Raw genomic sequence first — 26,954 nt, 5'->3', positions numbered from 1 at the left:
ACCGGCCTACTCTGTCGGTTGCTGGGCGGCGCGACGCGATTCGGCGCTCTGCCAAAGGCGTTCCAGGTCATAGAACTCGCGGGTAGCCGGCTGCATGATGTGCACCACCACATCAGTCAGGTCGACCAGCACCCACTCGCCGGACTCCTTGCCCTCGACACCCATCGGCTGGCGACCGGCGTCCTTGGCCTTCTCGACCACGTTGTCCGCCAGCGCCTTGACCTGGCGGTTGGAGGTACCGCTGGCGATGATCATGTAGTCGGTCACGCTGGTGTGCTCACGTACATCGATCTTAACGATGTCTTTGGCCTTGAGCTCTTCCAGAGCATCGACGACCAGCTGGACCAGTTCTTCAATCTGCATGGGGGGTTTCAATCCTCGGTTGAGGGCCGGTACAGCCCTTCGTTGTCAATATAGTCAAGCACCGCGTCCGGCAACAGAAAGCGCGGTGAAGCGCCCGCTGCAACCAGCGCGCGAATATGTGTGGCAGAAATCGCCAGCGGCGTTTGCGACAGGCAGATGATCTGCCCATGGCTACGCTCGGGCTGGCTTGCGCTGCGCGCGGCCAGCAGGTCTTTCAGTACCTCGGGGACTTCCAGGTCGTAATCGGGCCGCTGCAGCACCACCAGGTTGGCCAACTGCAGCAGCTCTTCCCAACGGTGCCAGCTCGGTAATCCGCAAAAGGCATCCCAGCCCAGCACCATAAACAGCGCGACCTCCGCGCCCAGTTCGCCGCGCAGGGTTTCCAGGGTTTCTACGGTGTAGGACGGACGCTCGCGCCGCAGCTCCCGATCATCCACCTGCAAGTCGCCCTGCTGCCCTACCGCCAGCTCCACCATACGTAACCGCGCACTGGCGCTGGCGCCAGGCTGATCGCGATGGGGCGGCCGGGCGCTGGGGATCAGCCGTAGCTCATCGAGCTGCAGCTGCTCACGGACTTCCACGGCACTGCGCAGGTGACCGAAGTGAATCGGATCAAAGGTGCCGCCCAGCAGACCAACGCGGCGCATCAGCGACGGCTCACTGACGAATATGACCGTCGCCGAAGACCACGTACTTCTCGCTGGTCAGCCCTTCCAGACCAACCGGGCCGCGGGCATGGATCTTGTCGGTGGAGATACCGATCTCCGCGCCCAGGCCATACTCGAAACCATCGGCAAAGCGGGTCGAGGCATTGATCATCACCGAACTGGAGTCCACCTCGGCAATGAAGCGGCGGGCGCGGGTGTAATCCTCGGACACCATGGCGTCGGTGTGCTGCGAGCTGTAGGTATTGATGTGCTCGATGGCCGCATCCATATCGGCGACCACGCGGATCGACAGGATCGGCGCCAGATACTCGCTCGACCAGTCTTCCTCGGTTGCCGCTACGGCATCGGGCAGCAATGCGCAGGTGGCCGGGCAGCCACGCAGCTCAACGCCCTTGGCCGCATACAGCGGCGCCACGCGCTGCAGGAAAGGCCCGGCAATGGCCTCGTTGACCAGCAGGGTTTCCATTGCATTACACACACCGTAACGATGGGTCTTGGCGTTGATGACAATGGCTTCGGCCTTGTCAAAGTCAGCACGGTCATCCACGTACACATGGCAGATGCCGTCCAGATGCTTGATGACCGGCACCCGTGCCTCACGGCTGATGCGTTCGATCAGGCCCTTGCCGCCGCGCGGCACGATCACATCAACGTAATCGGGCATGGTGATCAGTGCGCCAACCGCCGCGCGATCAGTGGTTTCTACCACCTGCACAACGTCATCCGGCAAACCGGCCGCCGCCAGGCCCTGACGCAGGCACTCGGCAATCGCACGGTTGGAGTGAATCGACTCGGAGCCGCCGCGCAGGATGCAGGCATTACCCGATTTCAGGCAAAGACTGGCCGCCTCTACCGTCACGTTGGGGCGCGACTCGTAAATGATACCGATGACGCCCAGCGGCACCCGCATCTTGCCAACCTGAATGCCGGAGGGCAGAAACTTCATGTCACGCAACGCACCGACCGGATCATCGAGGCCCGCGACCTGACGCAAACCCTCGACCATGGCTGCCAAGCGAGCCGGCGTGAGCGCCAGACGATCCAGCATGGCGTCGTCCAGGCCATTGTCACGGCCGGCCTGCAGGTCCAGCTGGTTGGCTGCAACCAATTGCTCGGTGGCGGCTTCGATGGCTTCAGCAGTCGCCAGCAAGGCAGCATTCTTGACGGCGGTTGGGGCACGGGCAATCACGCGCGAGGCCGTACGGGCCTGCTGCCCCAGCGTCGTCATGTATACCGCTACCTGTTCCGCACTCATGCTAACTCCTGCCACCGGTTGACCAAATGCGGCATTATAGCCGGGTCACCAATGGCTTGACAGCGCCGCCTGCGGTCGCTGTGCAATTCAATGTGTCATCCACCGCCTGCTACCATGAGCCCATGCCCGATACCCGCACCCGCATCCCCTCCCCGATACCCTTGCCAGAGCATTTCTTTCAGCAAGATGCCCGCACGCTGGCGGTTGCCCTGTTGGGCAAGGTGATTCGCCGCAGACTCAACGGCCAGTGGCTGGCGGCGCGCATCATCGAGACTGAGGCGTACCTGCTGGAGGAGCGCGGTAGCCACGCCTCGCTCGGCTACACCGAGGCCCGGCGCGCCCTGTTCATGGCGCCCGGTACGATCTACATGTACTACGCCCGGGGCGGCGACTCGATGAACTGCAGCTCACTGGGCGAGGGCTGCGGCGTGCTGCTCAAATCGGGCTATCCGGTGGTCGACGCGCTCAGCCCAGCCGACAGCCTGGTCCGGATGCAAACGCTCAACCCCAGCGCCAGCGGCGGGGCTCGCGCACCCGAGCGGCTGTGCGCCGGGCAAACACTGCTGTGCCGCTCGCTGCAGATCCGCGTACCGGACTGGAACGCGCAGCGCTTTAGTGCTGACCAGTTGCTGCTCGAAGACGACGGCTACCAGCCCAACCAGGTACTGCGCGCCCCGCGCCTGGGTATCCCCAGCGGTCGCGACGAGCACCTGCTCTACCGCTGGGTCGACGCCGCCTACAGCCGGCACTGCACCCGCAACCCGGCCCGGCGTGGCCAGATTGAAGGCGAGCACTACCACCGCCTGGCGCTGGAAGCGGCGCACCAGCAGGTGCGACAGGAAAGCCACCCATGCTGAGCGAGCTGACCCAATGGCTGGGCGCCCATACTCAGTGGCTGGGCCTGGCGATCTTTCTGGTGTCGCTGACCGAATCGCTGGCGGTCGCCGGATTGGTCGTACCCGGGGTATTTCTGCTGTTTGCCTTTGCCGCGCTGGCCGCCGGTGCCGATATGCCGCTACTGGAGGCCATTGCCTGGGCGTTCTGCGGCGCGGTCATTGGTGATTTGCTCAGCTTTGCTCTCGGGCGCTGGTTTCATCAGGACATTCGCCGTCTGTCGCTGTTTCGCCGCCACCCGCAATGGATCGACCGCGGCGAGCGCTTTTTCCGCCGCTACGGCTGGGTCAGCGTGGTTTTGGGCCGCTTCATCGGCCCCATTCGTCCCATCATCCCGCTGGTAGCCGGCATGTTCGACATGCCCGCCTGGCGTTTTATCACCATCAACCTGCTATCTGCCGTGGCTTGGGCACCGGCCTATCTGATTCCCGGCTACTCCGCTGGCCGCGCGGCGCGCTGGGCGGTACCGCCGCTGTTCTGGAATCAGGCCTTGAGTGTCGCCGTCGGGGCAGTGATCGTGATCGGTGGCAGCCTTTATCTGCTGCGCCTGCAGCGGCGCTGGAGCGCGCTGGCAGCGGCGGCACTCTGCTTGCTGGCGTTGCTGGTGCTGACCAGCAACCAAAGTGCGCTGGCGATTTTCAGCGACACCTTGATCAGCAGCCGCGAGTACCTGCAACTGCCCGGCACCGAGCGACTGCGCCTGTTGCACCCCAGCCTGTTGCTGGTCGCCCTGCCGATTGCACTGTTGTTGCTGGCCTGTCGTCAGTGGCGCGCTCTGAGTCTGTTGCTGCTGACACTGGGCTTTGCCGTGCTGCTGGACTGGGTGATTGGCCTGAGCCCGCTGGCGGCAACCAGCACATTGGTGCTCTCGCTACTCTGCGCCCTGCTGGTGATCTGCAACCGGGGGCGGCATTTCTGGTGGCGCGCCAGCTGGCTGCTTTACCCCCTTCCGCTGCTCGGCCTGCTGCTTAGCAACCTGCTGCAACACCAGGCCCTAGGGCCGCTGGAACTGCTGCGCGCTCTGCTCTGCGCTGTCAGCGCCGGGCTGCTGGCGTGCTGGCTGACCGAGCGCTTCGGCCCGCTGCCTACACCGCCGCGGACGCTACGATGGCTGATCGCGCTCTGGCCCTATCTGGTTGCTATCTGGCTGCTGGCTTAAGGAAGCGCTTGCCTAGGCCTGCACCTGCTGCAACCAATCACCAATGCACTGCAGACGCTCCTCTGGCCGGTCGATGGCCAGCAATTGGTTTTTCTGCTCCAACGGCAGCGGCAGCAAGCTGGTTAGCTGCCAGGCCAGGCGCTGCTGACTGCCCTCAACCGGCGGCAGATCCAGGCGCTGCACCAAGGGGTGCTGCAACAGCGCCTGATGCAGCTGGAGCAACTCGTCGTGGTCGGCCTGCAGGCTGGCATCCAGTTGCTCGGGTAACCAGCGCGCCTGCGCAGTGACCAGCCCGTCCCCGGCCACCTGCACGTCGCTCAGCCGCGCACGCCGGTCGCCCAGCACCCGAATTCCCAACAAGCCATTATCGCGCTGCTGCCAGTCGATGATGCGCGCCTCGCAACCAATCGCGCCAAAGCGCAGATTGCCCGAACCCATCTCAGAGCCCGACTCCAGCCCCACCACGACAAAGCCCTGCTGTTGCCGAAAGCAGCGGCTGACCATATCCAGATAACGCGCCTCAAAAATCTGCAGATCCAGATGACATCCGGGTAACAGCAGAGATTTCAGCGGAAAGACTGCTACTGCTTCGCTCATGCATCCCCCCGAAAGGCCGCCTCCTTGCTCAGCGCCTCTTGTCAATCTTGCCTACCCGACATAGCCTGCTTACAGGTGGTTGGATCATTCAGCAGACCAATGAAAGCCAAACCTGCATTGACCCCCACCCGCCCCCTTGCAAACATGCTGGCGTAGACACCTTAGCGCCGCAGGGTAACACTGCCGGGCGCACCCCACACAATAAGAATCACGGAGAGTAATATGACAGCCATTCCCGTATCTGAACTAACCTCCCTCATCGGCAAGGACATGGGGCATTCTGACTGGCTGCTGGTCGACCAGGAGCGCGTCAACCAATTCGCCGAGTGCACTGGCGACCACCAGTTCATTCACATCGACGAAGAAAAGGCCAAGAAAACCCCATTCGGCGGCACCATCGCCCACGGCTTCCTGTCACTGTCGCTGGTACCGACTTTGTCCGAAGGCCTGCTGCCGCGTCCGGAAGGTCTGAAAATGGCCGTCAACTACGGCATGGATAGCCTGCGATTCATCCAGCCGGTTCGCGTTGGCTCGCGCGTGCGTCTGCACAGCACCATCGTTGACGTCACCGAGAAGAATCCGGGGCAGTGGCTGCTGAAAGCCCGCAACACCCTGGAAATCGAGGGCGTGGACAAGCCCGCGTTTATCTCCGAAGGCCTGTCGCTGTACTTCGTCTGATCTGCTGCCGGGCTGCGGCGCGATAGCCGCAGCCTACTACTCGCCCCAACGCGGCATGAGCGCCTGCTCAATCCCCAATTGCCCCAGAATCCGCGCCACCACAAAATCGATCAGATCATCAATCGACTGCGGCTTGTGATAAAAGCCGGGGCTCGCCGGCATGATCACCGCGCCCATCTGACTGAGCTTCAGCATGTTTTCCAGATGAATACTGGAAAATGGCGTCTCACGCGGCACCAGAATCAGTTTGCGGCGTTCTTTCAGCGCCACATCGGCGGCCCGCTCGATCAAATTGTTACTGGCCCCGGTCGCAATCGCAGACAAGGTGCCGGTTGAACAGGGGCACACCACCATGGCTGCCGGTGCACCACTGCCTGAAGCCACCGGCGCCATCCAGTCCTGCTTGCCGTAGACCCTGATTTGCCCTTCTGCCGCCTTGAATTGCTCGGTCAGGTAGTGCTCCAGCGCCTGCGGTTTGGGCGGCAGCTGCCATTCGGTTTCCGTCGCCACGACCAGTTGCGCCGCCTGCGAAATCAGAAACGAGACTTCTACACCGGCCTCGACCAGACAGCCCAGCAGACGCATCGCGTACTGGGCGCCGGACGCACCGGTAACTGCCAGCGTAACCCGCTCAGCCATGACGCGCCTCCAGCGCCTGAATCAGCCGCTGATGGATGCCGCCAAAGCCACCGTTACTCATCACCACCACTCGCGTCTGCGGCGTTGCAACAGCCACGACCTGCTCGACAATCGCGTCCAGATCGCTGGCCACCTGCGCCGGAACCGGGCTACCAGCCACCACGCCGTCCAGCGACCAGTCCAAACCTGCCGGCTGATACCAGAACACTTGCGACGCATCGGCAACACTGGCGGGCAACGCCGCCATGTGGCTACCCAGACGCATGGTGTTGGAGCGCGGCTCAATCACCGCGATCAGCGGCGCATCACCGATCTGAGCGCGCAAGCCAGCCAGCGTGGTGGCAATCGCCGTCGGGTGATGAGCAAAATCGTCGTACACACTGATGCCGTTGATGTCGGCCAGCTTTTCCATCCGACGCTTGGCATTGCGGAAGCCGCCCAAGGAGGCAATCCCCTGCGCTGGTGTCACACCCACATGGCGCGCAGCCGCCAAGGCCGATAGTGCGTTTGCCACATTGTGCTGACCGGTCTGCTGCCATTCAGCTACGCCTTGCAGCTCGCCGTCGAGCCACACCTCAAAGCGCGAACCGTCATCACTGAGCAGCCGCGCCTGCCAGGTTCCGCCCTCGTCGGTGGTCTGACACGGCGTCCAGCAGCCCATCTTGACCACGCGCTGCAGCGCCTCGTCCTGCGCCGGATGGATGATCAGGCCGGAGGCGGGAACAGTGCGCACCAGATGGTGAAACTGCCGCTCGATGGCAGCCAGATCAGGGAAGATATCCGCGTGGTCAAATTCCAGGTTGTTCAGCACGGCCGTACGCGGACGGTAGTGAACAAATTTCGAGCGTTTGTCGAAGAAGGCGCTGTCGTACTCGTCTGCTTCCACTACAAAAAAGGGCGTACCGCCAAGGCGAGCGGAGATACCAAAGTTCTGCGGCACCCCGCCAATCAGAAAGCCCGGCGACATACCCGCATCTTCCAGCAGCCAGGCCAGCAGGCTGGACGTTGACGTTTTGCCGTGGGTGCCAGCTACCGCCAGTACCCAGCGATCCTGCAACACATGCCGCGCCAGCCATTCCGGGCCGGAGACATAGGGCATGCCCTGATCGAGCATGTACTCCACCGCCGGATTGCCACGCGCCATGGCGTTACCGACAATCACCAGATCTGGCGCCGGCGTAAGATGCGCCGGATCATAACCTTCCTGCAGCACGATCCCCTGCTCGGCCAGCTGGGTGCTCATGGGCGGATAGACATTGGCATCCGAGCCGCTGACCTCATGGCCCAGCTCACGTGCCAGCAAGGCCAGCGACCCCATAAAGGTGCCACAGATGCCGAGAATGTGGAGATGCATGAATATTCCTTGTGACTGTCGTAGGGCTACAGCTTACGCTGAAAGCTGAAAGCTGAAAGCTGAAAGCTGAAAGCTGAAAGCTGAAAGCTGAAAGCTGAAAGCTGAAAGCTGAAAGCTGAAAGCTGAAAGCTGAAAGCTGAAAGCTGAAAGCGAAACAGGATGGCGACGGCCACGCTGATGTCAAGCACCGGCGTCCGCCCGACGGACATGCAAGCGCAACAGCTTTTCGGCTATCATGCGCGCATCTGTCCGCCCCTGCCCCGCTTCCGGGGCGTTTTTGTTGCACTATTCTCTGCCCGGACGACTTCGATCACGTCTTACACATGGAGTTCGCATGACCGTCAAGAACGCTTTTTATGCCCAATCCGGTGGGGTCACCGCCGTCATCAACGCCTCTGCCGCAGGCGTTATTGAAACGGCTCGCCAGTACCCGGATCAGATCGGCACTGTTTACGCCGGTCGCAACGGCATCATCGGCGCACTGACCGAAGAACTCATCGACACCAGCCTTGAGTCGGCTGAAGACATCGCCGGCCTGCGCCACACCCCGTCCGGCGCATTCGGCTCCTGCCGCTACAAGCTGAAAAGCCTGGAAGCCAACCGCGCCGAGTATGAGCGTCTGATTGAGGTCTTCAAGGCCCACAATATCGGCTACTTCTTCTATAACGGCGGCGGCGACTCAGCCGACACCTGCCTGAAGGTCTCCCAGCTGTCCGAGACGTTGGGCTACCCGATTCAGGCGATCCATGTACCCAAGACCGTGGACAACGACCTGCCCATCACCGATTGCTGCCCGGGCTTTGGCTCGGTGGCCAAGTACGTCGCCACGTCCATCCGTGAAGCCGGTTTTGACGTTGCCTCCATGGCCGCCACCTCTACCAAGGTGTTCATTCTCGAAGTAATGGGCCGCCACGCCGGCTGGATCACTGCCGCCTGCGGCCTGGCCAGCGAAGGCGAGGGTCAACCGCCGCACATTCTGCTGTTCCCGGAAGTCGAGTTCGACCAGCCGGCCTTCCTGGCTCGCGTCGACGAGTGCGTCAAAACCTACGGCTACTGCGTAATCGGCGTATCCGAAGGCATCAAGAACAAGGAAGGCAAGTTCCTCTCCGAGTCGGGCCTGACCGACGCCTTCGGCCACGCTCAACTGGGCGGCGTGGCACCGACCATTGCCAAGCTGGTCAAGGACGAGCTGGGCTACAAGTACCACTGGGCGGTTGCCGACTACCTGCAGCGCGCAGCGCGCCACATCGCCGCCAAGGTCGATGTGGATCAGGCCTACGCCCTGGGCAAGGCCGCCGTGGAAATCGCCCTGCAGGGCAAAAACGCCATCATGCCGGCGGTACGCCGTTTGAATGACGCGCCCTACGAGTGGGACATCATTGAAGCACCGCTCAAGGATGTGGCTAACGTCGAGAAGTTTATGCCACGCGATTTCATCACCGAAGACGGCTTCCACATTACCGACGCCTGCCGCCGCTATCTCTCTCCCCTGATCCAGGGAGAAGACTTCCCGCCTTTCAGCAACGGCCTGCCGCAGTACGTTACCCTGAAGCGACAGACGGTCGAGAAAAAACTGCCGCCCTTCTCGGTCTGACGTCCATACTGAGCAGCAAAGCAAAACAACAAACCGCCCGCAGCCAACGCGCTGCCGGCGGTTTTTTTATGCTCCGCGATTGCAGATTGCTCAGGGCTGATGCAGGATGCGGAGAGTGACCACAAAAAACCTCATAGACACTTAATGACCATTATCAGGGGATTCGTATGCGCATAGTACAGGCTGATGTTGACCACCTTGACGAGGTAACCCCACTGTTCATCAAGTACCGCGAAACCTACGGGCAACTGGCCAAGCCAGAAGCCTCCCGCCGCTTTCTTGAAGCGCGCCTGGCACACGAGCAAGCAATTATCCTGGTCGCCGAAGACGAGGATTCGGGCAAGGCGCTGGGCTTCTGTCAGTTTATTCCCAGCTTTTCGGCATTGACCCTCTCTGCCAGCTGGGTGCTCAAGGGTATCTACGTGATTGAAGAGGCGCGGCGCCAACTGGTGGCCGACAAGCTGATCAATCACGCCAAAAACCTCGCGCGCGAGGCAGGTATCGAACGCATGACCGTGATGACCGGCGAAGACAACATGGTCGCCCAGAGCCTGTATCGCTCACTGGGTTTCAGCAACGACCACGACTTCATGTACTTCGCTCTCAGGCTGAAGTAACCGGTCCACAAAGGCGGTTATAGCGACAACCTGTTGTCGCAGCAGCGTTCGATCAACCAACAGCTGCTCGGCAACTGGCCGTACCCGTGCACCCGACCAACTGCACTACGACCAAGGTTCACCCCTTTTTGCTTGGTATAGCTGGCCCGATGCGCCTATAATGCCGGCCAATTTTCCACTACGGCCCTCAGGAAACCCATGAGCTACGACAAGATCCCCGCCGGCAAAGACATTCCCAACGACATCTACGTCGCCATCGAAATCCCAGCCAACCACGCGCCGATCAAGTACGAGATCGACAAGGACAGCAGCGCGCTGTTTGTTGACCGCTTCATGGCTACCCCGATGTTCTACCCGGCCAACTATGGCTACATCCCCAACACCCTGGCCGACGACGGCGACCCGCTGGACGTGCTGGTTGTAACCCCGCACCCGGTTGCGCCGGGTTCTGTCATCCGCTCGCGCCCGGTTGGCGTGCTGCACATGACCGACGACGGTGGCGGAGATGCCAAACTGATCGCCGTACCGCACGACAAGCTGAGCGTGCTGTATCGCGACATCAAAGAATACACCGACCTGCCCGAGCTGCTGATTCAGCAAATTCAGCACTTCTTCGAGAACTACAAGGATCTTGAAGCTGGCAAGTGGGTCAAGATCGACCGCTGGGGCAGCGCTGAAGAAGCCCGTGCGGAAATCGTCAAGGCTGTAAACGCTTACCAAAAATAAGCGTTTCGCCCCGCTAAAAAGCCGGCCACAAGCTGGCTTTTTTTATGCCTGCACGGCAGAGTCTGGCCATGACTGACCGCTACTTCGACCATCTGGGTGCGCGCTTTGCCAAACGCATCTACGACAGCCCCAAAGGCGCCATTCGCCTTGCCGTGTTGCAACGCGACATGCAACAGTGGATGCCTGCGCTCATGCAAGCCGACAGGCCGCTGCGCATCCTCGATATTGGTGCCGGGCTGGGGCAAATCAGCTGCTGGCTGGCGGGTTTGGGCCATCAGCTGACGGTTGCGGAGCCCTCAGACGTGATGCTTGAAGCCGCCCGCGAGCGCATCGACGTGAGCAATCCCCCGCAGCCAGTACGCTACCTGCAATCACCCTTGCAGACCCTTGCAGCGCAGGGTGAGCAGTATGATCTGGTGGTTTTTCATGCGGTGCTGGAGTGGCTGGCCGAGCCCGCCGACGCGCTAGCACAGCTGGCTACGCTGCTACTGCCAGGCGGCGCCCTGTCACTGGCGTTCTACAATCGCGACGCGCTGATCTACAAAAATCTGGTCAAGGGCCAGTTCAAGAAGCTGCGCAAGAAACCACTGTCCGGCCAGGGCAAAAGCGGCCTGACACCGCAGCAGCCACTGGATCCGCAGAACGTGAAAGCCTGGACTGAGGCTGCCGGCCTTAGGTGCGAGGGCACCAGCGGTGTCAGGGTGTTTTACGACTACATGCCCGAACCCTTTTGCAGCAACAGCAGCCTCGATGACCTGATCGAGTTTGAGCTGCGCTATAGCCAGCACCCCGCCTATCAGCACCTGGGCCGTTATCTGCACTGGTGGCTACGCCCCCAACCCAGCCGTTAAGTGCGCCCCCCAATCATGCACTTAACTCATCACTACGGCAGCTGCTGTCACCCGCCGGCATCCAGCGGTCGGTACGCCACAACCAGATGAACCAGCCCCCAAGAAACAGCGCTCTCAGCGCCATGAACGCCATGAAACCGAACCACACCAGATGATTATTCAGCCCCTGCAAATACCAGACGAGGGGCAGATAACAGACCAGCGCCAGCAGCATGGCGTTGCACATGGCCAACGCGCGCGATGCGCCGATGAACAACCCATCAAGCAGGTAACTCCACACCGTCACCAGGGGCATTAGCGCCATCCAGGGCAAATACTCGCCTGCAACGGTACGCACCGTCGCCAAGTCCGTGAGCAGTGCGATGATCGCCTCACCGGCCAGCATGAACACCAGCACAAAGCCCAGGCTGAGCAGCAGCGACCACACCGCGGTCACCACCAGCACTGCGCTTAGCTGGCGTCGATCACGGCGACCCAGGGCATGCCCGCCAAGGGCTTCCAGCGCATGCGCCAGGCCATCCAGGGCATGGGAGGTGAGCAGCATGAAGTTAAGCAACACCGCGTTGGCGGCCACCACCTCATCTCCCAACTGCGCACCCTGCACCACCAGCAGATAAAACACCGACTGCAACGCCAGCGTGCGAATGAGAATGTCACGATTGACCCGCAGCAGAGGCGCCGCACCACGCAGGCCCAACACCTGAGACCAGACCACACGCCCAGGATGGCGGCGCAAAATCGGTTGCAGCAGCATCAGGCCCAGCATCAGCCCGAGGTAATCGCCGCACACACTGGCCCAGGCGGCGCCAGCCACGCCCCACTGCAGCCAGACCACCAGCAACAGGTCCAGCGCAATGTTGCACAGGTTAACGGTCAGCAGCATGGCGAAGGGAGCACGGCTGTTCTGCGCACCAATAAACCAGCCGATCAACACAAAGTTGGCCAGCGCCGCCGGCAAGCTCCAGAGCCGAATATGGAAGTACAGCCCGGCCTGCTCCAGCAGCGCCGGACTGCTGTCGAGATAGTGCAATCCGGCAAGCAGCAACGGCTCGCGCAGCAGCAACACCAGCAGGCTCAACAACAGCGCCAGCCACAGCGACTGGGCCAGCACCCGACGAAGTTCGTTGCCGTTGCCGGCGCCGCTCGCCTGCGCAGCAAACCCGGTGGTCCCCATACGCAGAAAGCCGGCTGCCCAGAGTACGAAAGTAAACAGGGTGCTGCCGACCGCAACCGCGCCGAGATGATAAGCCGCGTCCAGGTGACCGATCACGGCGGTGTCGACCAGCCCGACCAGCGGCACGCTGATATTGGAGAGAATTAACGGAAAGGCAATGGCCCAGACCTTGCGCTGGGTGACCTGATCGCGCCAATACGCCAGCAGCGGCATATCAGCCTCCGGCGCGTTTGACCTGGTAGCCCTCGGCGCTCAGCAGCTCACAGACCTGCTCAGCCTTATCCCCCTGAATCTCGATGACGCCGTCCTTGACGGCACCGCCACAACCACAGCGATTCTTCAGGCGCTTGGCCAATGCCTTTAGGTCATCTGCTTTCAACAGCACCCCACTCACCGTGGTAACCGTTTTACCACCACGCCCCTTGGTTTCACGGCGCACCCGCGCAACCCCGTCACCCTCGGGCATCGCCTGCTCGGCGCAGCGACATTGAGTCTGAGGCTGTTCACAGTCAGGGCACATGCGCCCAGAGTCAGTGGAATAGACCAGGCCACCCAGGGCCTGCAAACCGGTCTTTTTCATGCAGAAAGATCCAAAGAAGGGTGTTTCAACAACCGTGCCAGGGCTTCCTGCGAGTCAGGTGCGTACTGCTCACCAGCGCGCCGCCAATCACCGCGTAGATCGACCCAACGGGCGGCCTGCACTTCCTCCGGCTGCAAACGCAAGGGGCCATCCCAGCGGCAACTGAAGACCCCGGCCCACAGACGGCTGTCAGGCGCGTCAAAGTAGAAGCGGAAGTGCTCTGTCAACGGCACGCCCTGCACCCCCAGCTCCTCGGCCAGCTCCCGCTCGGCCCCTTGCAGGTAGCTTTCGCCAGCGGCTACCACGCCGCCGGCAGCCACATCCCAGAACGCGGGATACAGCCGCTTGTGGGCCGTGCGCTGATGCACGCACAACTCGCCACGACTGTTGAACACAAAAATAAAGGTACAGCGGGTAATCAGCCCCCGCGCCTGCGCTTCAGCACGAGTTACCTCGCCGAGCGGCTGGTCATGCTCATCGACATACACCACCCGCTCAGCCCCTGAGCGCTTGAGATACGCCTCTACCTGTTGGTGATCCACGTATCAGCCCTGCTCCAGCAACCGGCGCAGCTCGATCATGCCCGCGTTGGCACGCGACAGATAATTGGCCATGACCAGCGAATGATTGGCCAGCATGCCAAAGCCATCCCCGTTGAGCACCATCGGGCTCCAGAGGGTCTGCTGGGCAGCCTCCAGCTCACGAATAATCTGCTGCAGGCTGACAAGGGCGTTTTTCTTTTCCAGCACATCGCCAAAGTCGTGCTCAACAGCGCGCAGCAACTGCACCAGCGCCCAGGCCGTGCCCCGTGACTCGTAGAACACGTCATCAACCTCAAGCCAGGGCGTAGTCTCGCCCAGCTGGCCGTCGTCAATCAGCGGCGCACGCCCAACACTGGCCGACAAACGCTGCGACAGTGACCCCAGACGCGTGCTTACGTCGCTGACCCAGCTGGACAGGTTGTCGGCGCGGGAATAGAAGTTGGCCTCCCCCCGGCGCAGGCGGGCTATGTAGCTATCCAGCGCCTTGACGCCGTCACGATACTCACTTTCGCTGGCCGGCATGGCCCAACTGTTGTTATCGAAGTGGAACCGCGGTTCGGCCTTGACCAGATCGCGATCCTCGGTGGATTGCGACTGCGAGCGCGCCATGTCGCGGCGCAGCGCACGGGTCATGTCGCGCACTTGCACCAGCACGCCGTACTCCCAGTTGGGCATGTTATCCATCAGCAGCCCTGGCGGCATGATGTCGTTGCTGACATAACCACCGGGCTTGTCCAACAGCGTCAACATCAACCCGCGCAAGGTCATCGCCGTGTACTCACCGCTGACCTGCTCGGTTTTCGGTGTGCCGGCCACGGGCTCAAGCCCCGGCTCACTGCTCCAGTACCAACCCACCAACACGAGGATCAGCAGCACGATCAGTACTGGAACCAGTATCAGCTTACCCAGCCGGCTCTTGTCGCCATCGGTGTGTGTAGCGGACTTTCCTTTACCAAATGCCATATCCAGACTCCCGTCGCTGTCATGCGCACCAGCATATCACCGTGAGGTCACCCCTGCCCGCCCGATGCGGTCGATCATGTCGGGGTAAAGGGTAACGGCACATCGCCACCTTTCATCAAGCTGTCACACAACTGACACTATCATCGCGGTCGTCTCACCCTGTCCGAGAGCCCGCGCATGCGCCTGAAAACCCTGACTCTGTTCAACACCTGCCTGCTGGTTGCAGTGGGCATCGCCCTGGCCGCCAGCCTGTGGTGGGCGCAGCAGGCACTCAAGGTGCCTTACACACTGATGGACGCCTACCTGAATATTGTCAGCCAAACCCAGGCCCTGCAGCGTGACACCGAGGCCTACCGCCTTAGCGGCGACGCTGTTCGCCTGCAGCAAGCGCAACACACCGCAAGCGCACTGCAGGACAACCTGCAGGCTTTCCCTGACGACATCCGCCAGCCACTAGCTGAGCCACTGGCGGCCTTTATCGACTTTATGCAAACGGACCTGCTGGCAGTAGGCAAGCTCGCCGGCGACCCGCAGGGGCTGCTGACCCAGGCTGAACGGGAAATACAGGCCGAACTGGCTCACCTGGCCGGCTATGCCCGCGACGGTCAGCAACAGGGCGCCCGCCAGGCGATGGAGTATGTCCGTCTGATCGACGAGCTGCAGGCAGACCTGCTGCGTATCAGCCTGGCGCGCGCCAAGCTGTTCAGCCAGAACGACCCGGCATTGCTGACCAACCTGCAACGCCTGCTGCAGGGTGCACAGGAGCGCGCCACCGCACTGGATGCGCTGCCGCTGCTGGGGGTGATTGCTGTGCAAGAAAACAGCAACGACCCCTTCGCATCCTTGCTGGGCATCAATACCGACAGCAGCGCTGACGCCGTTGACCCCGGCGCCGACTTCAAACGCACCCTGCTGTCGCTACTCAAACGCTATCCTGCCGAGCTTGAGCGCACCGGCGCGCTGATCGCCGAACGCGCGCAACTGCAGCAAATTACCGGAGAAAGGATCGACAACCTGCAAGCGGGCACCGCGCAGATGCGCCCGGCACTGACTGCCGCCCGCGACGGTATCACCCATCAGGTGCGCAACGTACAGCTGGCCATCATCGGTCTGATCATTCTTATCGCGCTCCTGATCGAGCGCTCGCAGCGGGCCTTGTCCAAGGCGATCGGCCGCTTCGCTCCGGTGCTGTCGACCTACGCCGAGGGCGACTTCACTCAGCCGCTCGAGTCCAGCTCGCGCATCAGTGAACTGAAACAACTGGAGCTGGCGGCCAATCAGCTGCGCCAGTATCTGATTGAACTGGTCACCACCATCAACCAGCAGGCCGAGGCGCTCAGCGGCACCAGTGACGACCTGGAGCGACTGTCCGCTGACACCCACGACCGCGCCGCCCAGCAGCAGCGCGACACCCAGTCCATCAATCAGGATATCGGCGGCATGGACGAGGCCATCCGACTGGTCGCCACCAACGCCGGCGAAAGCGCAGAACTGGCGCGCGCCGCCAACCGCGAAGTACGCGACGGCCAGAAAGTCATCGGTGGCACCATCGCGCAAATGCAACAGCTGGTGCAGGAGGTACAAAGCAGTGCCCGCACCATTGATCGCATGGTGGCCGAATCCGACACCATCGGTGGCGTCTTGCAGGTCATTCAGGGTATTGCTGAACAGACCAACCTGCTGGCCCTGAATGCGGCCATTGAGGCGGCGCGGGCTGGCGAGGCCGGGCGCGGTTTTGCCGTGGTTGCCGATGAAGTTCGTGGGCTGGCGCAACGCACGGCAGGCTCTACGCAGGAGATTCGCCAGTTGATCGAGCGCCTGCAACAGGTGGCCCGCCAATCCGCCGGCCAGATGGAAGAGCAGGTCAAGCATGCACGCCATACCGCCGAACAGGGACAGCTGGCAGACGCCGCTCTGGGGCGCATCGTCAACGCCATCGACCGCATTACCGAGCTGGCCGAACATATCGCCACCCACACTGACGCCCAGTCTGAGCGGGTACGCACCATTCGCGAGAACAGCCAGCAGATTCACCAGTTGAGCGACGCCAACCTGGGCATGGTCAGCCATACCCGACAGCATACCCAGCAAATCAGCCAGCGCAGCCGAGCGCTGCTGTCGGCGGTATCGGCGTTTCGAATCTGAGCAGGCAGTGATCCATTTCCCGCGTCCTGCGAAGTGAATCAGCGCTTCCTTGTCCCATTTGGCAACACTTAGGCGACCACCCAAGGGCCGCCGCGCCCTTCCGCCGGCACGGCACACACCGTATGATGACCGTCTGTTTTTCAGGTCGGTTATCCCATGTCCGCGCTTCGTCTCGTCCTGCTCGCGCTACTGCTCTGCGCCAGCGCCGCCCACGCCCAGTTCACCGATAGTCGCAGCGCCGGCAGCTTGCTGCAGGGCAGCAGCAACCAGGCTGACTTTCTGCCCGTGCATGAGGCTTTCCGTCCTGGTGTACTGGACGCCGACGACGAACGACTGGCCCTGATCGTCGACATTGCGCCGGGCTATTACCTCTACCGTCACCGCCTGCAGGTCAGCACCGACGAGGGAGTGTCCCTCGAGATGCAGCTGCCGGACGGTATCCACAAGACCGACGAGTACTTCGGCGATGTGGAGGTGTACTACAACCAACTGCAAATCACCCTGGACCCGGCGGCCGTGCCAGCCGGCACACGTCAACTGAACCTCGGTTTTCAGGGCTGCGCCGACGCCGGCCTGTGCTACCCACCCGAAACCGTCGCCCTGGAGTTACCCTCCGCCCTGGGCAGCGCCACCCCCGCCACCGTTCCCCCCCCTACTGATGCGGCCCAGAATACGCCTGCCATCGAGCGCGGCGGGCTGATTACCCTGCTGCTGTTCTTCGCCGCTGGCTTGGGTCTGACCTTTACCCCCTGCGTGTTGCCGATGCTGCCGATTTTGTCGAGCATGGTGTTGGGCCGCAGTCAGATAGGCCGTGCTCGCGCAATGAGCCTGGCCTTGGGCTACGTGCTAGGCATGGCCGTTACCCTGGCCATCGTCGGCGCACTGATTGGCAGCTTCGGCGCGGCTCTCAACCTGCAGGCACGCCTGCAGTCGCCCTGGGTGCTGGGCACCTTTGCACTGTTCTTCCTGCTTTTTGCTCTGGCCATGTTCGGCGTGTTCGACCTGCGCCTGCCAGCCGCCCTGCGCGAGCCCCTGGATCGCCTGAATCGTCGCGCGCACGGTGGCTCGCTGCCCGGCGCCACCGCCATGGGCGCTCTCTCCACACTGGTGGTCTCGCCCTGCATTTCCGCGCCGCTGGCCGGCGCACTGGTTTACATCAGCAGCACCGGGGACACCATCGGCGGCGGCATCAACCTGTTTGCCCTGGGCCTGGGCATGGGTACACCGCTGCTGCTGGTCACGCTGTTTGGCAAAAGCCTGCTGCCCGGCTCCGGCCCCTGGATGGAAACAGTCAAGCATCTGTTCGGCTTTGGTCTGCTGGCGGTCGCCATCTGGCTGCTGGAGCGGGTGCTGCCCGGCCCGCTGAGCCTGGCGCTGTGGGCGGCGCTGGCCGCCGGCCTGGCTGTGCGTCTGGCGTCCCTGCAAAGTGGCCAGTATCTGCGCCAGACCATCGCTCTGCTATTTGGCCTGTACGCCGCAGCGGCGCTGTTCGGCGCGCTGGCCGGCGGCGAAGACCCGCTGCGGCCTCTGCAACCACTGACTGGTGGCGTGGGCACCAGCGCCCAAGCGTCCTTGTTCACCACACTGCAAGACCCGGCACAGCTGCAGCAGGCATTGGTACAGGCGGCCGAGCAGGGACAGCCTGCCATCGTCGACGTTTATGCCGACTGGTGTATCAGCTGCAAGGTCATGGAGCGCACCATTCTCAACCAGCCCGACATTCAGACACTGCTGGGCGGCCACCTGCGCCTCAAACTGGATGTCACCGACAACACCCCTGCCCAACGGGCCTGGCTGACACAGCACAACCTGTTTGGTCCGCCGGCCTACCTGTTTTTTTCCGCCAACGGCACCGAGCTGCGTGACCTGCGCATTCAGGGCGAAGTCTCAAAGAACGAATTCGCCGCACTTGCAGAACGCGCCGGCCAAAATAATATTGCGCCATAATGCAGCCATCATGCTGACATCTGATGTCAATATTCCCCTTCTGGACAGGCCGAACTGATTGCGGCAAACTGCCGAAAAAACCGCGACCAACGGGTCACCCGTCACACAAGGGAACAGACGCAACATGGCCAGCATTCTGGTTCTACACGGCCCCAACCTGAACCGCCTTGGTAGCCGCGAGCCCGGCGTTTACGGCGCCACCACCCTGGAGCAGATCAACCAGCACCTGCGTGAGCTGGCCAGCCAGCGCGGCCATCACCTGCTGAGCCTGCAAAGCAATGCAGAGCACGAACTGATTGAACGCATCCACGCCGCCGGCGACGAAGCCATCGACTTCATCATCATCAATCCCGCTGCTTTTACCCATACCAGCGTGGCAATACGTGACGCATTGCTCGCAGTGAGCATCCCATTCATCGAAGTTCACTTATCCAACGTGTATAAGCGCGAATCTTTCCGTCATCACTCCTACTTCTCGGACGTTGCCGAAGGGGTGATTTGCGGTCTGGGCGCCCTGGGCTACGAGCTGGCCCTGCAGGCAGCCATAGAGAAGATCGAACAACACTGAATTACGCAAACCTGATCTGGAGTGCACGCATCAATGGACATTCGTAAAGTCAAAAAACTGATCGAACTGCTGGAAGAGTCCGGTATCGACGAACTGGAAATTCATGAAGGCGAAGAGTCTGTGCGCATCAGCCGCCACAGCAAGCAGGTCGCCGCTCCGCAATATCAGGTCGCGCCGGCCCCCGTTGCCGCCGCTCCCGCACCAGCAGCAGCCCCGGCAGCCGCCGACGCACCGGCTGCACCGGCCGAGCCAAGTGGACACCTGGTGCGCTCACCGATGGTCGGCACTTTCTACCGCTCGCCCTCACCGACTGCCGCGGTATTCGTTGAAGTTGGCCAGACCGTCAAGGCCGGCGACGTACTGTGCATCGTCGAAGCCATGAAGATGATGAACCACATCGAAGCTGACAAGAGCGGCGTAGTGCAATCGATTCTGGTCGAGAACGGCCAGCCGGTCGAATTCGATCAACCGCTGTTCAGCATCGCCTGAGCCCAACCTGGAGGCTGCGATGCAAAAAGTACTTATTGCCAACCGAGGTGAAATTGCCCTGCGGGTTATCCGCGCGTGCAAGGAGCTCGGTCTGAAAACCGTGGCGGTGCATTCCACCGCCGACCGTGAACTCATGCACCTGGCCATGGCCGACGAGTCCGTCTGCATTGGCCCGGCGCCAGCGACCCAGTCCTACCTGAACATCCCCGCGATCATCAGCGCGGCCGAAGTAACCGGCGCCGACGGCATCCACCCCGGCTACGGCTTCCTGGCCGAGAACGCGGACTTTGCCGAGCAGGTCGAAAACTCCGGCTTCACCTTTATCGGTCCGAGCGCTGCGGTTATCCGCCTGATGGGTGACAAGGTCTCGGCGATTGCCGCCATGAAGGAAACCGGCGTCCCCACAGTCCCCGGCTCTGACGGCCCGCTGCCGGAAGACGAGGCCGAGTGCCTGAAAATCGCCCAGCGCGTCGGCTATCCGGTCATCATCAAGGCGGCAGGCGGCGGCGGTGGTCGCGGCATGCGCGTGGTGCATGAAGAGGCCGAGCTGATCAAGTCGATCAAGCTGACCCAGGTTGAAGCAGGCGCCGCGTTCGGCAACCCGATGGTGTATCTGGAGAAGTTCCTGACCAACCCGCGTCACGTTGAAGTTCAGGTGCTGTCTGACGGCCAGGGTAACGCTATCCACCTGGGCGATCGCGACTGCTCGCTGCAGCGCCGTCACCAGAAAATCATCGAAGAAGCACCCGCTCCCGGTATCGACGAGAAGGCCCGCGCCGAGGTTCAGGCCCGCTGCGTGCAGGCCTGTATCGATCTGGGCTACCGTGGCGCTGGCACCTTCGAGTTTCTCTACGAAAACGGCGAGTTCTACTTTATCGAGATGAACACCCGCGTGCAGGTAGAGCACCCGGTCTCCGAAATGGTCACCGGCATCGATATCGTCAAGGAACAACTGCTGGTCGCCTCCGGCCAACCTCTGAGCATCAGCCAGGACGACGTCGTCATTCGCGGCCACGCCATCGAGTGTCGCATCAACGCCGAAGATCCCAAGACCTTCATGCCCAGCCCCGGCACCGTGAGCTTCTATCACGCGCCCGGCGGTAACGGTGTGCGCGTCGACTCGCATCTGTACAGCGGCTACAAGGTACCGCCGAACTACGACTCGCTGGTCGGCAAGCTGATCACCTACGGCGCGACCCGCGACGAGGCGCTGGCGCGCATGCGCAACGCGATCGACGAGCTGGTGGTCGACGGCATCAAGACCAACACCCCGCTGCACCGTGAACTGGTGCGCGACCCAGGCTTCTGCAAGGGTGGCGTCAACATTCACTATCTGGAGCACAAGCTGGGGCTGAAGTAAGCCCCAGCTGCAAGCTGCCAGCTCACAGCGTATTATCTGCACCATTCGGGGGAGCGAATTATCGCTCCCTTTCTTTTTCTGCCGATCTTGCAGCTTGAAGCTTGTCGCTTGCAGCTGCGCCGAAGGAGCCCCTATGTCCTGGCTGCAACTGCGTCTTGCCATCACCCCCGAACAGGCCCCCGCACTGGAAGACCAGCTGCTGGAGCTGGGCGCTGTGTCGGTTACCTTTATGGACGCCGAAGACCAACCGATTTTCGAGCCAGACCTGGGCACCACCCCGCTGTGGTCCAACACCCATTTGCTCGCCCTGTTCGAGGCCGACACCGACGGCGAGGCGCTATTGCAGCACCTGCGCCTGCTCTGGCAGGCCGAGCTGCCTGCGCACGAGCTGGAGCAGATCGAAGATCAGGACTGGGAGCGCAGTTGGATGGACAACTTCCATCCCATGCGTTTTGGCCAACGGTTGTGGATCGTACCCAGCTGGCATGCCGCGCCCGAACCCGATGCCGTCAACCTGCTGCTGGACCCGGGCCTGGCGTTTGGTACCGGCACCCACCCGACGACATCCCTGTGCCTGCAGTGGCTCGACGCCCAACAGCTACAGGGCAAGACGCTGATCGATTTTGGCTGCGGCTCGGGTATTCTCGCCATTGCCGGCCTGCTGCTGGGCGCCGATCATGCGGTAGGTACCGACATCGACATCCAGGCACTGGAAGCCTCGCGCGACAATGCCCGGCGCAACCAACTGGCCGACGAACGCTTTGATCTGTACCTGCCAGAGCAGATGCCCACCGCACAAGCCGACGTGCTGGTGGCCAACATCCTGGCCGGCCCGCTGGTCAGCCTTGCGCCGCAGCTCGCCAGCCTGGTCAAGCCAGGCGGACTTCTGGCACTGTCCGGCATCCTGGCGGAGCAGACCGAGGAGATCCTGCAGGCTTACCGTGATGACTTCGAGCTGGACCCGGTAGCAGACCAGGACGGCTGGATTCGCGTGAGCGGCAAGCGGCGATGACAGCGCCCCGCTAATGCGGGCAGAATAGCGATTTCGCGACTCACTCCACGCAACAGGACAGCCGGCCAGACATGAGCGAACTGCAGGTCACCCAGTGCCCCTTCTGCAAGACCCATTTTCGCCTCACACAGGAGCAGCTGCAGGCCGCTGCCGGCAATGTGCGCTGCGGCGCTTGCCTGAAGGTGTTCAACGCCCTGCCCGCCGCTCAGGACAGCCCGGCCGCCCCGGCCGCCCGCAAGGAGCCTGGCAAGCAGCAAACCCTGCTGATTCACGACGACCTTGAGCTGGACGAGCTGGACCTCGAAGCCCTGGGGCTGGACGAATCAATTCTCGACGAGATCACGCCGCGCGACAGCGCCGAGCCACCCCCCTCAAGCCAACCCGACACCCGACACCCGAGCGCCAGCTTTGAGCTGCTTGACGACGACGAGCCAGCGCTCACCCTGGCCGAAACTGCCAGACGCGACATGGACAGCCTCGAGCCCGGTTTCAGCAGCCTGGACAGCCACGACGAGCTGGAGCTGAACGAAGCCTTCCTCGCCACACCCCAGGCTAGCGACCCTGACCCGACCAGCGAGCAACCAGACACAACCGCCGAACCCGCGCAGCCAGACGCGGAGCCCGAGCCTGCGCCCGCAGCACCGCCACGCGCCCACCTGGTTCCGCTGCAGCACACCGACAACAGCGCCATCTTCCGCCGCGGCCAACCAGAAGCACCGCTGCAGGCAGAACGCGAGCAGCCGGAAACGCCCACGACGCACGAGCGGAACCGCACCGAGCCCGACATCGATAGTCAGGCACTGCTGCCAGAACTCGAAGACGAGCCGCTACAGCTGGCCGCGCCGCTAAGTCGGCGCCGCGCGCGCCACACATTGCTGTGGGGCTCCCTGAGTCTGCTGGCACTGTTCGCACTGGCGGCTCAGGCGCTTTATTACAACCTCGATGCCTGGGCCCGTGACGCCAGCTTGCGTCCGATGATGGAGGACCTGTGCCTGGTTGCAGGCTGTCAGCTACCCGCCCGGGTGGACGTCAGTCAGATCCGCAGCAGCAACCTGCTGGTCAGACCGCACCCCGAATTCCCCAACAGCCTGGATATCAACGTCATCATCTACAACCGGGCCGAGTACGCGCAGCCCTTCCCGGTCATCCGCATGCTGTTCAGCAACAGTCGCGGTGAGACCGTCAGCAGCAAGGACTTTCGCCCCGAAGAGTACCTGGCAGGCGAGCTGGCGGGCAGCACCTTGATGCCATCGCAGACGCCAATCCACATCGCTCTCAGCATGGTCGCACCGGGCAGCCAGGCAACCAGCTACCAGCTGGACTTCATCACCCCATGACATTTGAATCATCCTTTCGTCGAGAGCCTGAGCACATTCACTCAGGCTTGGCCTACACTACCTGATCAGCTGTACAAAAAACGCCCAGCACAGTCTTTAACAGGCCATGCTTTGCGGGTATCATGGCGGCCCTTTTCGCACTTCATCACCCTGACCGGGCACATCCGGACGGGACGCCGTGCCGTTGTTGCGGCGCTGATAACCGGGCATTACAGGGATGGACCAGCAGTGATCAGTATCGGACCTTACCAGCTAGCCAATCGTCTTATCCTGGCCCCCATGGCCGGGGTGACCGATCAACCCTTCCGACAACTATGTCGGCGGCTGGGTGCCGGACTGGTGGTATCCGAGATGGTGACCAGCGATACCCGTCTGTGGAACAGCCGCAAATCCCGCTTGCGCCTCAAACACGACGGCGAGCCGGAGCCCCGCTCGGTACAGATTGCCGGTGGCGACCCGCAGATGATGGCCGAGGCCGCGCGCATGAATGCGCAACTAGGCGCCCAGATCATCGACATCAACATGGGCTGCCCGGCCAAGAAGGTCTGCAACAAGGCCGCTGGCTCTGCCCTGCTGCGCGATGAGCCCCTGGTAGCAGCCATTTGCGAAGCCGTTGTACAGGCGGTTGATATCCCCGTAACCCTGAAGATCCGCACCGGCTGGGACCCCGAGAACCGCAACGCCCTGCGCGTCGCGCGTATTGCCGAAGACAGCGGCATCCAGGCACTGGCCGTCCACGGCCGCACCCGCTCGGAGCTGTATACCGGCCAGGCTGAGTACGACACCATCGCCGCGGTCAAGCAAAGCATCTCGATTCCGGTATTTGCCAACGGCGACATCGACAGCCCGCACAAAGCCGCGCAGGTGCTGCGGCACACCGGCGCCGACGCTGTGATGATCGGCCGCGCAGCCCAAGGCAGGCCCTGGATCTTCCGTGAAGTGGACCACTTTCTGCGCACCGGCGAGGAACTGCCAGAGCCGCCCCTGACCGAACAACAGCAGATCTTGCTGCAGCACCTGCAGGCGCTGCACGCGTTCTACGGCGCCGAACACGGTGCCCGCGTCGCCCGCAAGCACGTTGGCTGGTATCTGCAAACGCTACCCGGCGCCAACGAATTTCGCCGCGATTTCAACCGGATCAGCGATGCTGAACAGCAGACGCTAGCGGTCGCCGGCTATTTCAACCGACTGTTGGACGGAGATCTGGCAGCATGAATTTCGACACAACACTATCTGATGGAAACCCCACTGTGAGCGACAGCAGTCAATCCACCCTCCCCGCCAGCGGGACGAACGAGACCCGCGATCAAAGAACGCTGCGTGACAGCGTAGAAGATGCCCTGCACAACTACTTTCAGCACCTTGAGGGCCAGGACGTGACCGACGTCTACAACATGGTGCTGTCGGAAGTGGAAGCGCCGCTGCTCGAAAGCGTGATGAACTACGTCAAGGGCAACCAGACCCGCGCCTCCGAAGTGCTTGGACTGAACCGCGGCACCCTGCGCAAAAAGCTCAAACAGTACGGATTGCTCTGAAACAGCAGGCTGAAGGCTAGAAGCTGAAAGCTGGAAGTTAGAAGCAGTCAGAGGTGAGCCGGGCAGCCGGCGTCTTCTCCCACAACGAGCCAGACCTTCCAGCCTACAGCCTAAAGCGTTCAGCCCAACCCGATCATGAATGACTCGACACCACAACCTCCTAGCCTGGATCCAAGATGACCGACCAAACTACCCGCCTGCCGGTACGCCGTGCGCTGATCAGCGTTTCTGACAAAACCGGTATCGTCGACTTTGCCCGCGAACTGAGCGCCCAGGGCGTTGAAATTCTCTCGACCGGTGGCACCTACAAGCTGCTCTGCGAGCAAGGCATCAAGGCTGTCGAAGTAGCCGATTACACCGGCTTCCCGGAAATGATGGACGGCCGGGTGAAAACACTGCATCCGAAAATCCACGGTGGCATTCTCGGGCGTCGTGACCTCGACGGCGCCGTCATGGCCGAGCATGGCATTCAGCCCATCGACATGGTGGTGGTCAACCTCTACCCCTTCGCCGCCACCGTAGCCAAGCCCGGTTGCACCCTGCCTGATGCCATCGAGAACATCGACATCGGCGGCCCGACCATGGTCCGCAGTGCCGCCAAAAACCACAAGGACGTCGCTATCGTGGTCAACGCCAGCGACTACGACAGCATTGTCGAAGCCCTCAAGAGCGGCGGTCTGACCTACGCCCAGCGCTTCGACCTGGCTCTCAAGGCGTTCGAACACACGGCTGCCTACGACGGCATGATTGCCAACTACCTGGGCACCATCGAGCAGACCCGCGACACGCTGAGCACCGAAGACCGCGCGGCCTTCCCGCGCACCTTCAACAGCCAGTTCATCAAGGTGCAGGACATGCGCTACGGCGAGAACCCGCACCAGGCAGCCGCCTTCTACAAGGAAGCCGCGCCGAGCGAGGCCAGCATCGCCACCGCCATCCAGCTGCAGGGCAAGGAGCTGTCCTACAACAACGTGGCCGATACCGACGCCGCGCTGGAATGCGTCAAGAGCTTCACCAAACCTGCCTGCGTCATCGTCAAGCACGCCAACCCCTGCGGTGTCGCCGTGGTACCGGACGACGAAGGCGGTATTCGCAAAGCCTATGACCTGGCCTGGGCAACCGACAGCGAGTCCGCCTTTGGCGGCATCATCGCCTTCAACCGCGAGCTGGACGGCGCTACCGCCGCCGCCATCGTTGAGCGTCAGTTTGTTGAGGTGATCATCGCCCCGCGCATCAGCTTTGAGGCTCGTACAGCGGTTGCCGCCAAAGCCAACGTCCGCCTGCTCGAGTGCGGCGAATGGGGCACCGACCGCCAGGCCGACTGGGACTACAAGCGCGTCAACGGCGGCCTGCTGGTGCAAAGCCGCGATATCGGCATGATTACCGCTGACGACCTGAAAGTGGTCACCAAGCGCGCGCCGACCGAGCAGGAAATCCACGACTTGGTGTTTGCCTGGAAAGTCGCCAAATTCGTCAAATCCAACGCCATTGTTTACGCCAAGGCCCGCCAGACCATCGGTGTTGGCGCCGGCCAGATGAGCCGTGTCAACTCCGCCCGTATCGCGGCCATCAAGGCCGAGCACGCTGGCCTGCAGGTTGCCGGCGCGGTCATGGCCTCCGACGCCTTCTTCCCGTTCCGCGACGGCATCGACAACGCAGCCAAGGTTGGTATCAGCGCCGTCATCCAGCCAGGTGGCTCCATGCGCGATCAGGAAGTGATCGACGCAGCCGACGAAGCCGGCATGGCCATGGTGTTCACTGGTATGCGCCACTTCAGACATTAATAGCCGCTGAAAGCTGGAGGCTAAAGGCTGGAAGGCCAACGACGCGCAATAGTACTGGAGCGGAGCACAAACCTCCGCCTCTAGCACGTAACCAGACCTTCCAGCCTCGAGCCTTCAGCGTTC

At 62.2% G+C, this 26,954-nt stretch carries 27 protein-coding genes; 17 read left to right on the top strand and 10 right to left on the bottom strand.

The annotated features are described in order from the left end of the window. Positions 1-6: 6 nt before the first annotated feature. The 3 genes from rsfS to HV822_RS14185 are packed head-to-tail and all read right to left on the bottom strand — an operon-like array spanning position 7 to position 2,286. Entirely contained in the window at positions 7-363 is a 357-nt protein-coding gene (gene rsfS / locus HV822_RS14195) for a ribosome silencing factor (protein WP_238870807.1), read from the bottom strand. 8 nt (positions 364-371) lie between these two features. After that, on the bottom strand, positions 372-1,010 hold the full coding sequence (nadD, locus tag HV822_RS14190) for a nicotinate-nucleotide adenylyltransferase (protein ID WP_396264894.1): 639 nt from the start codon (positions 1,008-1,010) through the stop codon (positions 372-374). 10 nt (positions 1,011-1,020) lie between these two features. Beyond that, complete coding sequence (locus HV822_RS14185) at positions 1,021-2,286, bottom strand: glutamate-5-semialdehyde dehydrogenase (protein ID WP_238870806.1); 1,266 nt, start codon at positions 2,284-2,286, stop codon at positions 1,021-1,023. Between the two features lie 122 nt (positions 2,287-2,408). Here HV822_RS14185 and HV822_RS14180 point away from each other — a divergent pair, with 122 nt between their 5' ends. Together HV822_RS14180 and HV822_RS14175 are read left to right on the top strand one after the other, a co-directional pair. Next, entirely contained in the window at positions 2,409-3,143 is a 735-nt protein-coding gene (locus HV822_RS14180) for a DNA-3-methyladenine glycosylase (RefSeq protein ID WP_238870805.1), read from the top strand. Continuing rightward, a complete protein-coding gene (locus tag HV822_RS14175) occupies positions 3,137-4,339 on the top strand; it encodes a DedA family protein (protein ID WP_238870804.1) in 1,203 nt (400 codons plus the stop codon). Before HV822_RS14180 ends, HV822_RS14175 begins: the two co-directional genes overlap by 7 nt. A gap of 12 nt (positions 4,340-4,351) precedes the next feature. Here HV822_RS14175 and HV822_RS14170 read toward each other — a convergent pair whose 3' ends face one another. Beyond that, positions 4,352-4,936, bottom strand: coding sequence for an LON peptidase substrate-binding domain-containing protein (locus HV822_RS14170; RefSeq protein ID WP_238870803.1), 585 nt, complete (start codon positions 4,934-4,936; stop codon positions 4,352-4,354). A 222-nt stretch (positions 4,937-5,158) separates the two neighbouring features. Between HV822_RS14170 and HV822_RS14165 the strand changes: the two genes are divergently transcribed. Then, on the top strand, positions 5,159-5,614 hold the full coding sequence (locus HV822_RS14165) for a MaoC family dehydratase (RefSeq protein WP_238870802.1): 456 nt from the start codon (positions 5,159-5,161) through the stop codon (positions 5,612-5,614). Positions 5,615-5,650: 36 nt separating this feature from the next. Here the strand turns inward: HV822_RS14165 and HV822_RS14160 are convergent, their stop codons facing one another. Beyond that, entirely contained in the window at positions 5,651-6,253 is a 603-nt protein-coding gene (locus HV822_RS14160; protein ID WP_238870801.1) for a flavin prenyltransferase UbiX, read from the bottom strand. After that, a complete protein-coding gene (mpl, locus tag HV822_RS14155; protein WP_238870800.1) occupies positions 6,246-7,607 on the bottom strand; it encodes a UDP-N-acetylmuramate:L-alanyl-gamma-D-glutamyl-meso-diaminopimelate ligase in 1,362 nt (453 codons plus the stop codon). The genes HV822_RS14160 and mpl overlap by 8 nt, the downstream gene beginning before the upstream one ends. A gap of 334 nt (positions 7,608-7,941) precedes the next feature. Between mpl and HV822_RS14150 the strand changes: the two genes are divergently transcribed. The 4 genes from HV822_RS14150 to HV822_RS14135 all read left to right on the top strand — a co-directional run bounded on the left by HV822_RS14150 (position 7,942) and on the right by HV822_RS14135 (position 11,395). Further along, positions 7,942-9,201 carry a 6-phosphofructokinase gene (locus tag HV822_RS14150; RefSeq protein WP_238870799.1) on the top strand — a complete coding sequence of 420 codons (1,260 nt, stop codon included), beginning with the start codon at positions 7,942-7,944 and terminating at the stop codon, positions 9,199-9,201. 167 nt (positions 9,202-9,368) lie between these two features. Next, positions 9,369-9,818, top strand: a complete 450-nt coding sequence (locus HV822_RS14145) for a GNAT family N-acetyltransferase (protein WP_238870798.1) — start codon at positions 9,369-9,371, stop codon at positions 9,816-9,818. Between the two features lie 198 nt (positions 9,819-10,016). Beyond that, entirely contained in the window at positions 10,017-10,544 is a 528-nt protein-coding gene (gene ppa, locus HV822_RS14140; RefSeq protein ID WP_238870797.1) for an inorganic diphosphatase, read from the top strand. A gap of 68 nt (positions 10,545-10,612) precedes the next feature. Further along, complete coding sequence (locus HV822_RS14135; RefSeq protein ID WP_238870796.1) at positions 10,613-11,395, top strand: methyltransferase domain-containing protein; 783 nt, start codon at positions 10,613-10,615, stop codon at positions 11,393-11,395. A gap of 13 nt (positions 11,396-11,408) precedes the next feature. Here the strand turns inward: HV822_RS14135 and HV822_RS14130 are convergent, their stop codons facing one another. Genes HV822_RS14130 through HV822_RS14115 form a run of 4 tightly spaced genes read right to left on the bottom strand, consistent with a single transcriptional unit; the run spans position 11,409 to position 14,654 of the window. Beyond that, positions 11,409-12,782 carry an MATE family efflux transporter gene (locus HV822_RS14130; RefSeq protein ID WP_238870795.1) on the bottom strand — a complete coding sequence of 458 codons (1,374 nt, stop codon included), beginning with the start codon at positions 12,780-12,782 and terminating at the stop codon, positions 11,409-11,411. A gap of 1 nt (position 12,783) precedes the next feature. Beyond that, entirely contained in the window at positions 12,784-13,149 is a 366-nt protein-coding gene (locus HV822_RS14125) for a translation initiation factor Sui1 (protein ID WP_238870794.1), read from the bottom strand. After that, the gene (locus HV822_RS14120) at positions 13,146-13,691 is read right to left on the bottom strand and encodes an NUDIX hydrolase (protein ID WP_238870793.1); all 546 of its coding nucleotides are present in this window, start codon (positions 13,689-13,691) and stop codon (positions 13,146-13,148) included. The genes HV822_RS14125 and HV822_RS14120 overlap by 4 nt, the downstream gene beginning before the upstream one ends. A gap of 3 nt (positions 13,692-13,694) precedes the next feature. Then, a complete protein-coding gene (locus HV822_RS14115; protein ID WP_238870792.1) occupies positions 13,695-14,654 on the bottom strand; it encodes a DUF2333 family protein in 960 nt (319 codons plus the stop codon). A 177-nt stretch (positions 14,655-14,831) separates the two neighbouring features. Between HV822_RS14115 and HV822_RS14110 the strand changes: the two genes are divergently transcribed. The 10 genes from HV822_RS14110 to purH all read left to right on the top strand — a co-directional run bounded on the left by HV822_RS14110 (position 14,832) and on the right by purH (position 26,831). Continuing rightward, the gene (locus HV822_RS14110; protein ID WP_238870791.1) at positions 14,832-16,799 is read left to right on the top strand and encodes a methyl-accepting chemotaxis protein; all 1,968 of its coding nucleotides are present in this window, start codon (positions 14,832-14,834) and stop codon (positions 16,797-16,799) included. A 156-nt stretch (positions 16,800-16,955) separates the two neighbouring features. Beyond that, complete coding sequence (dsbD, locus tag HV822_RS14105) at positions 16,956-18,746, top strand: protein-disulfide reductase DsbD (protein WP_238870790.1); 1,791 nt, start codon at positions 16,956-16,958, stop codon at positions 18,744-18,746. Between the two features lie 124 nt (positions 18,747-18,870). After that, entirely contained in the window at positions 18,871-19,314 is a 444-nt protein-coding gene (aroQ, locus tag HV822_RS14100; RefSeq protein ID WP_238870789.1) for a type II 3-dehydroquinate dehydratase, read from the top strand. Between the two features lie 33 nt (positions 19,315-19,347). Then, complete coding sequence (gene accB, locus HV822_RS14095; protein WP_238870788.1) at positions 19,348-19,803, top strand: acetyl-CoA carboxylase biotin carboxyl carrier protein; 456 nt, start codon at positions 19,348-19,350, stop codon at positions 19,801-19,803. A gap of 19 nt (positions 19,804-19,822) precedes the next feature. Next, positions 19,823-21,163, top strand: a complete 1,341-nt coding sequence (gene accC / locus HV822_RS14090) for an acetyl-CoA carboxylase biotin carboxylase subunit (RefSeq protein ID WP_238870787.1) — start codon at positions 19,823-19,825, stop codon at positions 21,161-21,163. A gap of 133 nt (positions 21,164-21,296) precedes the next feature. Further along, on the top strand, positions 21,297-22,175 hold the full coding sequence (prmA, locus tag HV822_RS14085) for a 50S ribosomal protein L11 methyltransferase (RefSeq protein ID WP_238870786.1): 879 nt from the start codon (positions 21,297-21,299) through the stop codon (positions 22,173-22,175). Between the two features lie 71 nt (positions 22,176-22,246). Further along, complete coding sequence (locus HV822_RS14080; RefSeq protein WP_238870785.1) at positions 22,247-23,512, top strand: zinc-ribbon and DUF3426 domain-containing protein; 1,266 nt, start codon at positions 22,247-22,249, stop codon at positions 23,510-23,512. 279 nt (positions 23,513-23,791) lie between these two features. Then, positions 23,792-24,727: a tRNA dihydrouridine synthase DusB gene (gene dusB / locus HV822_RS14075; protein ID WP_238873615.1), complete on the top strand. Its 936-nt coding sequence runs from the start codon at positions 23,792-23,794 to the stop codon at positions 24,725-24,727. Then, positions 24,724-25,047 (top strand): DNA-binding transcriptional regulator Fis, encoded by a 324-nt coding sequence (fis, locus tag HV822_RS14070; protein ID WP_238870784.1) that lies wholly within the window; start codon positions 24,724-24,726, stop codon positions 25,045-25,047. Before dusB ends, fis begins: the two co-directional genes overlap by 4 nt. 176 nt (positions 25,048-25,223) lie before the next feature. Further along, a complete protein-coding gene (gene purH / locus HV822_RS14065) occupies positions 25,224-26,831 on the top strand; it encodes a bifunctional phosphoribosylaminoimidazolecarboxamide formyltransferase/IMP cyclohydrolase (RefSeq protein WP_238870783.1) in 1,608 nt (535 codons plus the stop codon). The last annotated feature ends 123 nt before the right edge of the window (positions 26,832-26,954 follow it).

The sequence above is a fragment of the Halopseudomonas maritima genome (assembly GCF_021545785.1).
GTDB classification, from domain to species: domain Bacteria; phylum Pseudomonadota; class Gammaproteobacteria; order Pseudomonadales; family Pseudomonadaceae; genus Halopseudomonas; species Halopseudomonas maritima.
This window is presented reverse-complemented; position numbering and strand designations above follow the sequence as displayed.

Bases quoted from the DNA above. Each gene is read 5' to 3' on its own strand.
- rsfS (WP_238870807.1), bottom strand. From the start codon at position 363: ATGCAGATTGAAGAACTGGTCCAGCTGGTCGTCGATGCTCTGGAAGAG.
- nadD (WP_396264894.1), bottom strand. From the start codon at position 1,010: ATGCGCCGCGTTGGTCTGCTGGGCGGCACCTTTGATCCGATTCACTTC.
- HV822_RS14185 (WP_238870806.1), bottom strand. From the start codon at position 2,286: ATGAGTGCGGAACAGGTAGCGGTATACATGACGACGCTGGGGCAGCAG.
- HV822_RS14180 (WP_238870805.1), top strand. From the start codon at position 2,409: ATGCCCGATACCCGCACCCGCATCCCCTCCCCGATACCCTTGCCAGAG.
- HV822_RS14175 (WP_238870804.1), top strand. From the start codon at position 3,137: ATGCTGAGCGAGCTGACCCAATGGCTGGGCGCCCATACTCAGTGGCTG.
- HV822_RS14170 (WP_238870803.1), bottom strand. From the start codon at position 4,936: ATGAGCGAAGCAGTAGCAGTCTTTCCGCTGAAATCTCTGCTGTTACCC.
- HV822_RS14165 (WP_238870802.1), top strand. From the start codon at position 5,159: ATGACAGCCATTCCCGTATCTGAACTAACCTCCCTCATCGGCAAGGAC.
- HV822_RS14160 (WP_238870801.1), bottom strand. From the start codon at position 6,253: ATGGCTGAGCGGGTTACGCTGGCAGTTACCGGTGCGTCCGGCGCCCAG.
- mpl (WP_238870800.1), bottom strand. From the start codon at position 7,607: ATGCATCTCCACATTCTCGGCATCTGTGGCACCTTTATGGGGTCGCTG.
- HV822_RS14150 (WP_238870799.1), top strand. From the start codon at position 7,942: ATGACCGTCAAGAACGCTTTTTATGCCCAATCCGGTGGGGTCACCGCC.
- HV822_RS14145 (WP_238870798.1), top strand. From the start codon at position 9,369: ATGCGCATAGTACAGGCTGATGTTGACCACCTTGACGAGGTAACCCCA.
- ppa (WP_238870797.1), top strand. From the start codon at position 10,017: ATGAGCTACGACAAGATCCCCGCCGGCAAAGACATTCCCAACGACATC.
- HV822_RS14135 (WP_238870796.1), top strand. From the start codon at position 10,613: ATGACTGACCGCTACTTCGACCATCTGGGTGCGCGCTTTGCCAAACGC.
- HV822_RS14130 (WP_238870795.1), bottom strand. From the start codon at position 12,782: ATGCCGCTGCTGGCGTATTGGCGCGATCAGGTCACCCAGCGCAAGGTC.
- HV822_RS14125 (WP_238870794.1), bottom strand. From the start codon at position 13,149: ATGAAAAAGACCGGTTTGCAGGCCCTGGGTGGCCTGGTCTATTCCACT.
- HV822_RS14115 (WP_238870792.1), bottom strand. From the start codon at position 14,654: ATGGCATTTGGTAAAGGAAAGTCCGCTACACACACCGATGGCGACAAG.
- HV822_RS14110 (WP_238870791.1), top strand. From the start codon at position 14,832: ATGCGCCTGAAAACCCTGACTCTGTTCAACACCTGCCTGCTGGTTGCA.
- dsbD (WP_238870790.1), top strand. From the start codon at position 16,956: ATGTCCGCGCTTCGTCTCGTCCTGCTCGCGCTACTGCTCTGCGCCAGC.
- aroQ (WP_238870789.1), top strand. From the start codon at position 18,871: ATGGCCAGCATTCTGGTTCTACACGGCCCCAACCTGAACCGCCTTGGT.
- accB (WP_238870788.1), top strand. From the start codon at position 19,348: ATGGACATTCGTAAAGTCAAAAAACTGATCGAACTGCTGGAAGAGTCC.
- accC (WP_238870787.1), top strand. From the start codon at position 19,823: ATGCAAAAAGTACTTATTGCCAACCGAGGTGAAATTGCCCTGCGGGTT.
- prmA (WP_238870786.1), top strand. From the start codon at position 21,297: ATGTCCTGGCTGCAACTGCGTCTTGCCATCACCCCCGAACAGGCCCCC.
- HV822_RS14080 (WP_238870785.1), top strand. From the start codon at position 22,247: ATGAGCGAACTGCAGGTCACCCAGTGCCCCTTCTGCAAGACCCATTTT.
- dusB (WP_238873615.1), top strand. From the start codon at position 23,792: ATGGCCGGGGTGACCGATCAACCCTTCCGACAACTATGTCGGCGGCTG.
- fis (WP_238870784.1), top strand. From the start codon at position 24,724: ATGAATTTCGACACAACACTATCTGATGGAAACCCCACTGTGAGCGAC.
- purH (WP_238870783.1), top strand. From the start codon at position 25,224: ATGACCGACCAAACTACCCGCCTGCCGGTACGCCGTGCGCTGATCAGC.